The sequence below is a fragment of the Pseudoalteromonas byunsanensis genome, from assembly GCF_001854475.1.
GTDB lineage: Bacteria > Pseudomonadota > Gammaproteobacteria > Enterobacterales > Alteromonadaceae > Pseudoalteromonas > Pseudoalteromonas byunsanensis.
In genome coordinates, this window is sequence record NZ_MNAN01000026.1 from 28,189 (window position 1) to 38,952 (window position 10,764).

A 10,764-nucleotide genomic window follows, 5' to 3' on the forward strand; every position below is an offset into this window, starting at 1 on the left:
CGCCTTACATGGCTAAAGTGAGTTCCTCAAAACTAAAATTGCTCACACAGATATGAATTATGCTCAGAATGTCAGTCTGAAAGCGGTCCATATTAAAAAATTCATAACTGTGAAATAAACGAAGCAAAATAATATAGTTAGACTACACTTTTCTAAAAATAACGTCTAAACACAGAGATATACGCAAATCCCACTATTTTTACAAATGACTTGATGGTTGCTGATGACAACGTTAGTCAGTGTGTAAGTCACTGTAATTTACCTGCTCATAGTGATTTAATACTATATTCAGGTAAAAAAGATGGGCTCAAGTGAATTTGGTGTTAAATTTTTGTATTTTTATCTTTATTAGTTTTTGAGTTGTGATAACATTCTGTTCTAATAAGTAATTTTCAGACGTTAAGTTGTTTTGAAATTGTTTGTAGTGCCGTAGGTGTTTGATACGAGATTTACGATTTCTGCTTAGCAAGTATTGTGATTAGCACTGAGTTTTCCGTGTTAATTGATGTGGTTGTATCAAGGAGCAGTTAATCGGGGATAGGTTTTCTCTGGTTATTCTTAATTAGTATTCAATGGATGTTTTGCATAAATTCATTTGTTGATCTAAATAAATTAATTGATTTTTATCAATTGTAAGGTCGTAAATGTACGGTGTTGCCATTATTTAATGTCACTTGGTAGCTGACAGGGTGATCTATGTGGTAGCTCGGTACTTATCGTAGATGGGCATGGAATGAATACAAACATAGTGGCGTCTTTAGTTTCATTGGCTAAAACGCGTGGCGATGATATCGCATATCAATATTTCTTCGAAGATGAACAACCGAGTAAACCCCTTACCTACGCACAGCTAGATCAAAATGCCAGAGAAATAGCATCACAGTTAAAAGTGCACTTTAAAAAGGGCGACCGTGCACTTTTGTTATACAACTCAGGTTTTGAGTTTGTAGAAGCTTTCTTTGCTTGTTTATATGCCGGTGTAGTGGCAGTTCCAGCTTATCCTCCAAAGAAGAATCAAAATATTGATAGACTGCGCAGCATAATCGTCGATGCGGGTGCTGCTGGCGCTTTGACGACGGCTAGGATCAACGACATTGCAAGGCCACTTTTTGAGTCAGAACCGAGCCTGACAGCGTTACCTATTTACACAACCGATGAAAGGGGCGGTAACCTTCTTGAGCCGCTTTCATGGCAAGATATTGATGTTGAAAGTAGTGATCTGGCCTTTTTACAGTACACCTCTGGCTCAACAGGCAATCCAAAAGGGGTGATGGTTGATCACGCAAACATCATTGATAATGAAGAAATGATGAAGCAGGCATTTGGTCATGACCAAAGCACTGCAATTGTTAGTTGGCTTCCGCACTTTCATGATATGGGCCTCATCTTTGGCATTATGCATCCTATCTACATTGGCGCGCCTGCTGCGCTGATGAACCCAACTTACTTTTTGCAAAAGCCACTGCGCTGGTTGAAATTGCTCAGTGAAACAAAAGCACTGACTTCCAGTGCTCCCAACTTTGCTTATGATTTGTGTGTTGATACCGTCAAAGACGACGAACTAGAAGCTCTGGATTTGTCAAACTGGCGCTGTGCGCTCAATGGTGCAGAGCCTGTCAGAGCGAGTACACTTGAACGCTTCTATCAAAAATTCAAACGCTGTGGCTTAACGCGCCAGAGTATTTCTCCTTGCTATGGTATGGCTGAAACCACTCTATTTGCCACAGGTGGACGGCTGTCACAGTTGACCAAGGTGTTAAAGCTCAATGCTGAGCAAATGCATCAGGGTAAAGCAGTGTTAGCCGCCCAATATCAACAAGAACAGCCGTTTTATGATTTTGATGCGCTGGACAATGAACAGTCATATCATGCCATATCGTGCGGAGTGAGTTGGCAAAACCATACGATAGCAATTGTTAATCCAAACTCAAAGCAACGCTGCGACGAGGGTACCATTGGTGAAATATGGGTTAAGGGGGCCAGTGTCGCAAAAGGGTATTGGCAAAATGAGCAGGCAACAGAAGAAACCTTTAATGCCTACATTGCTAAAGAGCATGATGGTCCATACTTACGTACCGGTGATCTTGGTTTTATCTATCAAGAAGAGCTTTATGTGACAGGGCGCTGCAAGGATGTTTTGATTTTTAGAGGGAAAAATTACTACCCGCAGGATATCGAACTTACCGTAACAGAGGCACATGATGCGCTGGATAATAACGGGGGAGCGGCATTCTCAGTACCGACCGAAAATGGTGATGAAGGACTGGTTGTTGTGCAACAAGTTAAACGCACAGCATTGAGAAAGCTCAATGCAGAACAGGTCTTTTTAAGGGTTACCCAAGCGATTATAGAGCAGCATGGTATAACTCCTTACGAGCTTGTACTGATCAAACCCGGAAGAATATTAAAAACCTCAAGCGGTAAAATCCAGCGCCAAGAGAATAAACGTCATTATTTAAGTAATTGCTTTGAGCCCGTGGCACGCAGCCGCGACAATCAGCATAAACAATCAAACACGTCTTCCGTTAAACCCACGGGGTCTAGCTTTGATAAAACAATGCGTGATGCAGTACAAAAGATATTAAAAGAAGTGATCGCGTTCGAGGTAGATAAAGACGCGAAAGCTCTTGATGTAGATGCAACTTTTCAGTCGCTGGGCATTGACTCTATGAAAGCTGTGCGTATTTCCGGTGAGCTAATGGAAATTCACAACATAGAGCTTGAAGCGACTGTTTTATATGAACATCCTAGCATTGCACAATTGACTGATTACCTTTGTGAGTTTGAGTCGGTACAACAGGCATTCAAAAACACTACTGGCAGAGTGAAAAGCGATAATATCGAGTCAGTTAAGGATACTGGCGATGGTGTTAGTGCGCCTCAACCAAGACAGCAACTTAAGCAAGTGGCAGCCAATCATCAAGACAATGACATTGCGGTAATAGGTATGGCATGTCGTTATCCACAAGCTGAAGACATTGGTGCTTATTGGCAATTATTGGTAAATAAGGTTGATGCTATCAGCACGCCAAGTGTGCAACGCCTGTCTTTGTGCCAGCAACTGAATGAAAACCGTATGGGTGGTTATCTAGATGATATAGATTGCTTTGATCCTGCGATGTTCTCACTCTCAGCAACCGAAGCAAAATTTATTGATCCTCAACACAGAATATTACTTGAAACCACTTATCACACAATTGAAGCCGCTGGCTATAGACCCGAAGAGCTTGCTGGTGAAAGTGTAGGGGTGTACGTTGGTATCTCACAAAATGACTACTTTTTGCTGTCACAGCAGTTGCAGTCAGAGAATCCTTATTTGGGTACAGGTACGGCGCTGAGTATCGCTGCAAACCGTTTGTCATATACCTATAATTTTACAGGCCCAAGCGTGGTTGTTGATACGGCGTGTTCTTCATCGCTCGTTGCTTTACATCAAGCAATGCAAGCAATTCGCACTAAAGAGGTCCCCTTGGCTTTGGTGTCAGGTGTAAATTTGATCTTAAGTAATGAAGTGACGGACGCCTGCGCGAGCGCGCAAATGCTCTCAGCGGATGGTCATTGCAAAACATTTTCACAAAGTGCGAATGGTTATGTCAGAAGTGAAGGTGTGGGAAGTATTCTGTTAAAGCCTCTAGCTCAGGCTCTTGCCGATAATGATCCTATATATGGAGTTCTCAAAGGCAGTGCGGTAAATCAGGATGGTCGCAGCAATGGTCTTACCGCGCCAAATGGTGGTGCACAGCAAAAAGTGATCAATGCTGCTTTGGCTAATGCGGGAGTGCCGGGGCAAGACATCCAGTATGTTGAAACTCATGGTACAGGTACAGAACTTGGTGACCCAATTGAGGTATCCGCATTAAACAAAACGTATGGCGCGCAAAAAACAACTTCTCAGCCACTATTGCTTGGTTCTACAAAAGCCAATATTGGTCACTTAGAGTCGGGGGCCGGTATCGCGGGGCTTATAAAAGCATTGTTGTGTTTACAACATAAGCAGCTCCCAGGACAAAGGTATGTAGAGCAATTAAACCCTCATATTGCATGGGATAAAATGCCTCTGACGGTTAAAAGCGAACTAACAGACTGGCCTGATATTCAAGGCAAAACGGCAATGGCAGGGGTAAGTTCATTCGGGTTTGGTGGTACAAATGCCCATGTGATCTGTAGTGAAGCGCCCCTAGAGCGTTCAGTCAAATTAGAACTTTTTGCAACAAACACACCATATATTTTGCCGCTATCGGCTAAGTCTGAAGCATCACTTCTAAAGTTAATAGACCAATACGCTCAAAGGATAAGTCTGCTCAGTGATGAGCAATTTGATGCTTTGGTGCATACCGTCGCTCATAGACCTTTCATCAAGGGCTTTAGGGGCGCTGTGCACGCAACGTCGCGTTCGCAATTGCTTGAAAATCTAAAAAAGGGAAACCATCAGACGTTTAAAGAGCCAGCCACTAAGCCCGAGCAGGTATTTTTGTTTACCGGGCAAGGCGCTCAGTATTACGCAATGGGTAAAGCCCTTTATGATACACAACCTGTTTTTAAAGAGGCGATTGAGCAATGTGATGCACTTCTGGCTGATAAACTAGAGCCGCGCTTGTTGGATGTATTGTATGCCGATGAAGCGTGTGAATTATTGCATCAAACCAAGTGGACGCAGGTGACTATTTTCGCCATTGAATACGCGCTCTGTAAGCTTTGGGTAAGCTTAGGGATGATACCAGATAAGCTAATAGGTCATAGTGTGGGTGAGTATGCAGCTGCATGTATAGCAGGGGTATTTTCTCTAAAAGATGCGATTAAACTAATCGCTGCGCGCGCGGTGCTCATGGAGCAGCTTGAAGCGACAGGTACTATGGTGTCAGCCCGTTGCGCTGAATCATTGGCCCAAGAACTTATTGAACCTTTCACAGCTGAAGCCGCTATCTCAGCGTATCACGGGGAAAGTGGTGTCGTGTTCTCTGGGGGCGATGAGGCTATAAAACACATTTGTGAGCAATTAACTCAGCGCACCATAAAATATAAGGCATTGAACACAGCTCGTGCATTTCATTCGCCATTGATGCAGCCTATGCTTGCCGAGTTTAAAGCTGTGGCTGAAACGATAGAATATGGATTGCCATGTTACGAATTCATATCAAGCGTATCAGGGCAACCAGAGCAAGAGGCATTATGTCAGCCAGACTACTGGGTTGATCAGATCACCAAACCTGTGCGATTTGCTCAGACGTTAACTCATTTAGCATCGCTTGATTATTTCTGTGTAGTTGAGATGGGACCGAAGCCAGTGCTCAGTACCATCGTTCAGGAAAACCTGCCAAGAGCTAACTGTGAATTTATAGCAGTTTTACATCCCAAAGGTGATGGTTTTGAGCGCTATGCAGCGGCAATCGCCCGCGCTTTTGAGCTTGGTATTGAGGTTAATTGGCCCGCAATATATCCATCTAGCGATATACAAAGGCAACCTCTGCCAAATTACCCTTTCGCGAAATCAAGGTTTTGGGTTGTGGGAGACGCATCCAACCTCGATTCTATTGAAACGGATGTGCAGCCTCAAGGTTCTGATCAGTCACGCCACGAGGCAATTAGCGGGTTTGTACTTAATACGCTTTCATCATTGTTATCTATTGCGGCGTCGGACATTGAGGTTCGCCAGCCATTGTTAGAAATGGGTGTTGACTCATTGATGATCATGCAGGCGGTTAGAACATATGAAAAAGAGTTTGCGCTTGAGTTCAGTGTACGGCAGTTTTATGAGGAGCTGAGTACCGTAGAGCGCTTAGTGGATTATATTGAGCGTCATAGTAACTATCAAACAGCACCAGTAACGTTACCGTCACCGACCGATATCACTGAGCAACCTAAACACAGTGCCATCGTATCAAGCAATAATGCTGTTCATGCTGTGAATGAACAAGTATTAACGGCAATTTGTAAAGAACAATTACAAGCTGCGGCAAGTGTCACCACTGAGCAGGCAAGGTTAAGTGTGGATGCGGTGAGCGCAAGACAACTACAAATGTTACAAGGCTTGGTAGTCAAGCAACAACCTTCAAGCGCAGTTCAAAGCGCAAATTTATCTGTCGTACAATCTAGGGTCTCTCGTATCGCCTCTACTGAATTGGCGCAAAAGGCGAGTGTTCTACCTGGGTTTCAGTCAAAACAGCTAAGCACTCAACAAGGTAATGAACAAAGCAAGCGTTATCAAGCTCAGCTAGCAAAGAGCTATTGTGATAAAACATTAAGTTCTAAAGAGCTTGTCGCCGAGAATCGCGCACACTTGGCAGACTGTCGTGCTTCTGCGGGATTTAGATTATCCAGCAAAGAGATGCTTTATCCCGTATTTGCGAAACGTTGCGAAGGTGCGCGTATTTGGGATATCGATGACAATGAATATATTGATATTACCATGGACTTTGGCGTTAACTTGTTTGGCCACAAACCTGAGTTTATCACGCAGGCTTTGTACGAACAGATTGACTCTGGTCTGCAACTGGGGTTAGCGAGCCCGTTAGCGTGTGATGTAGCCCAGTTGATCACTGAGCTTACGGGGCTAGAACGCGTAACATTTTGTAACTCTGGGACCGAAGCGGTTATGACCGCCGTTCGTCTAGCTCGTACGCATAGTAAACGAGATAAAATAGTACAGTTTAATGGCGCGTATCACGGCCATTATGATGGCACTCTTGCTCATCCAACGCCAACTGGAGATGATGTTGAGCCAATGTGTTCTGGTGTGCGCCATGGTGCGATTGCTGATAATTTGGTACTGGATTATGGCTGTGATCAAGCTTTAGAAACTATTCGAGCTCAAGCGGATTCAATAGCGGCAGTATTAGTCGAACCTGTACAGAGTCGTCACCCTGAGTTACAGCCTTGGGAGTTTTTACATCAGTTGCGAGCGCTGACCAAGGAGCTCGGCATTGCATTAATTTTCGATGAAATGATTACCGGATTTAGGGCACACCCAGGTGGGGTACAGGCCTTATTGGGTATTCAGGCTGATATGGCAACCTATGGCAAGATAGTTGGTGGAGGCATGCCCATCGGCGTGGTTGCTGGTAGTGCTCAATATCTTGATTGTATTGATGGCGGGGTATGGCAATATGGTGATCAATCATATCCACAAGTAGATACCACGTTTTTTGCGGGCACATTCTGTAAACACCCATTAGCGATGGCCAGTGCGAAAGCTGTACTAAAAGAGATTAAAAAACGTGGCGAACAGTGTCAGGAGCAGATCAGTGCAAAAACCACGTATTTAAAGCAAACGCTTAATGCGTTTTTTGAATCTCATAAGATTCCTATCAGCGTTGAGTCGTTTGCATCTTTATTCCGTTTTAGGTTTAACCAGAACTTGGATGTATTCTTCTACGAAATGCTTAATCGCGGTGTATTTATTTGGGAAGGACGTAACTGCTTCTTGAGTGATGCGCACAGTGATGCAGATGTTGAGGCCATCATCCAAGCGGTAATAGACAGCGTACTGGCCTTGCAGCAAGCGGGATATTTTGGACCTGTTGTAGCAGACATTGCGACACAGGTTGAACAATTTGCTCTCACCCAAGCACAACAGCAGTTACTGGCTTTAGCACTTCGCAGTGAAGAGGGGGCAAAAGCATATCATCTACAGGCAACGGTGAAGCTCCAAGGAGCGCTGGACAAAGAGCGCCTTCAAGATGCCGTAGAGAAAGTGTGTCGCAGCATCCCAATGCTAAATTATGGCTTAAATACTGACAAGCTTTGCCACCAAAAACTACTAGATGTAGTGCTGCCACTAGAGGTTATTGAACTTGAAAGTGGCGATACCATTCAAAATCAGCTGCAAATATTACGTTATAGACCGTTTAACTATGAGCTCAATAGCTTATGTCGTTTCGTATTGATAGTTATTGATGAGGATACTCATTACCTGAGTATTGTGGCTCATCATGTTTTATTTGATGGCATAGCTATGGCACAGCTGCTTGAGAGCGTTGCACAGTTTTATTGTCAACGCTCTACAGAAACCGCGCAGCAATTTGTGCACTTTTGTGATTATGTCAACGCACTAGATAGCTATCGCGCATCGCCGCGCTTTACAGTGGACGAACAATATTGGCTCAATCAACTAGCAGGTTGCGCGAGTGTGTCTTTGCCAAAGAGTGCTACCAGCAATAAAGCAGTAAGCTATGAAGTAGATAGCTTGAAGTATGAGATTGACAGTAATGCCATCAGTAACCTTACTACTTTGGCTCAACAACAAGGATGTGGTCAATTTGCAACTTTGCTCGCCATATACATGCTGTGGCTGCATAAGCTCAGTCGAGAGACAGTGATAGCAGTGGCCATTCCCGTCTCAGACAGGCAGCTGCTCGCGCAGAGTTATGATTCAGCGGTGTTAGATCAAGGGCTTGTTGGATACTGCACCAATATTTTACCTATCACAGTAAACGTAGGTGCGTGTCAAGATGTGGCAATGTTGGTCAAAGCAGTACAAACTCAGTTGCTTGATGCCTTTGAGCACCAACATTACCCGTATTCGGCGTTAACACAGCAAGAAGTAAATTTACCAGCGACCTTGTTTAACTTAGATAAGGTTCAGAGTTTGCCTGATTTTGCAGGGCTAACCACAGAGGATACAAATAGTTCAGCGCAGTATGGCCAATTTGAGTTCAGTTGTAACCTTGTCTGTATTGAGCAGCAATGGTCTTTGCAAGTTGAGTTTAATAAAGGCAAATTCGGGCGTGACATGGTTGAGCATCATGTGCAAAGCCTGATGTTATTGCTAGGTGAATTACAAAGTAGTGATGCATTGTCCAGCAGAGCATGCTCATTACTTGGCAAGCAACAATACCATAGTGTGCTACTTGCACCACTGCAAAAAGGTCAGCATGAGCAGCCTATTAACGCAACTGTTGTCAGCGATTTTGACGAAGCTGTAAAGCGTTACCCAGAACATATCGCGTTGCAAAGTGAACAGCTAAGCCTGAGTTATCAAGAGCTTGATGAACGAGTCAGTCAAATGGCCAGATACCTGGCTGACAAAGGGGTTTGTGAAGGGCAGTTAATAGCTATAGCGCTGCCAAGACGTAATGAATTACTCATCACCTTGTTGGCGGTAATGAGACTCGGCGCGGCGTACCTGCCATTAGATTTGGCTTACCCAGAGTCACGCATTAAAGATATTCTCGATGATGCCAATGTGGCGATGTTGATATGTGACAGCCAAAGTGAAGACAGTGGTATTGCTTTGCAAAGTGGTTACACGATAGTAGATATTGACAATGATCAACAAGAGATAGCGGCACAAAGTAGTACAACATGCTCGGTGGAAATAACTTCTGAACATAGCGCATACGTTATCTACACTTCGGGTTCCACGGGTCGCCCTAAAGGCGTTGAAATTAGCCATGGTGGGCTTGGAAATTTTCTCAGAGCAATGCAAGTAGAACCTGGGATCAGTGTTGATGATAAGTTACTTGCTATCACGACTATCGCATTTGATATAGCAATGTTAGAGCTGTTTTTGCCATTAACGGTTGGCGCGACTACGGTTATTGCTAATGAGCAGGTTTGCAGTGATCCACACGCCATAGCTGCGCTTATTAAAAGCGCTGATATTTCCATCATGCAGGCCACGCCAACTCTATGGCGACTATTACTTAACACCCAACCAAGCTGTGTTAATGGGCTTAAAGTTCTATGTGGTGGTGAGCCTTTAGACCAAGTTCTTGCGAGTCAAGTTCTGGTTAATGGAGGTGAGCTTTGGAACATGTATGGTCCAACTGAAACTACGATTTGGTCGGCGCTCAGTCACATTACCGATGAACAGCAAATCAGCATTGGTGATGGTATCGCAAACACCAGTCTTTTGGTAATGGATGAGCAAGCACAGAGCCTCGCTTTACCTTTGCCTGTAGGGGTTTGGGGGGAGCTATGGATTGGTGGTGCAGGAGTTGCCAAAGGCTATCTTAATAGAGAGGCACTAACCGACGAACGTTTTGTCAATCACGAGTTTACTTCACAGTTGCAACAACGAGTCTATAAAACTGGTGATAGAGCAAGGCGTTTGGCAGACGGTCGTATTGAGCTGCAAGGGCGGCTCGACCAACAGGTCAAACTAAACGGCCATCGTATCGAGTTAGGTGAAATTGAATACCATATTTCACAGATAGTGGGGTGTTCTTACGTCAAGGTACTGATCATATCTCAAAGCAATGGTCATAACGCGCTATGTGCATATTGTTTAGACTTTGAGCAGCGCTACTCCCATTGGACATTACCAATGTTACGCCAACAGCTAGCACAGTACTTACCAAGTTACATGTTACCTGATCACCTTTGCTGGCTAGAGCATTGGCCTACAACGGCTAATGGTAAGTTAGATACCAAGGCATTACCAGATTTGAAACCTCAACAGCCGCGGGATTGTGAGATGCGATTGCCACAAACGCCAAGCGAAGAGACGCTATTACAATGCTATTTACTCATTTTGCAGTGTGAAAAGTTCAGTACTACGCAAAGCTTTTTTGATGGTGGCGGTAACTCCGTTCTGGCAATGCAATTAGTATCTAGCATCAATACTGCATTTGGGGTTCGCATAACTGTTGCGGATGTATTCGATTACCCAAGTGTATTTCAACTGGCCCAGCGTATCGACGACTTGTTTACAGCTAAAGCAGCATGTGCGGCGCCTGATGTAAAGCAAGTTAGCAATGTGGTCAGTGGCCGTGATATCAGTGGTGTGTTAGCAGATCAATCCATGACGGAGATGGACTTGTAATT

Annotated in this window: 1 protein-coding gene; it reads left to right on the forward strand. The window is 44.2% G+C overall.

Annotated elements, in window-relative coordinates:
* Positions 1 to 733 precede the first annotated feature (733 nt).
* Positions 734 to 10,762 carry a hybrid non-ribosomal peptide synthetase/type I polyketide synthase gene (locus tag BIW53_RS03935; protein ID WP_070990515.1) on the forward strand — a complete coding sequence of 3,343 codons (10,029 nt, stop codon included), beginning with the start codon at positions 734 to 736 and terminating at the stop codon, positions 10,760 to 10,762.
* Positions 10,763 to 10,764 lie beyond the last annotated feature (2 nt).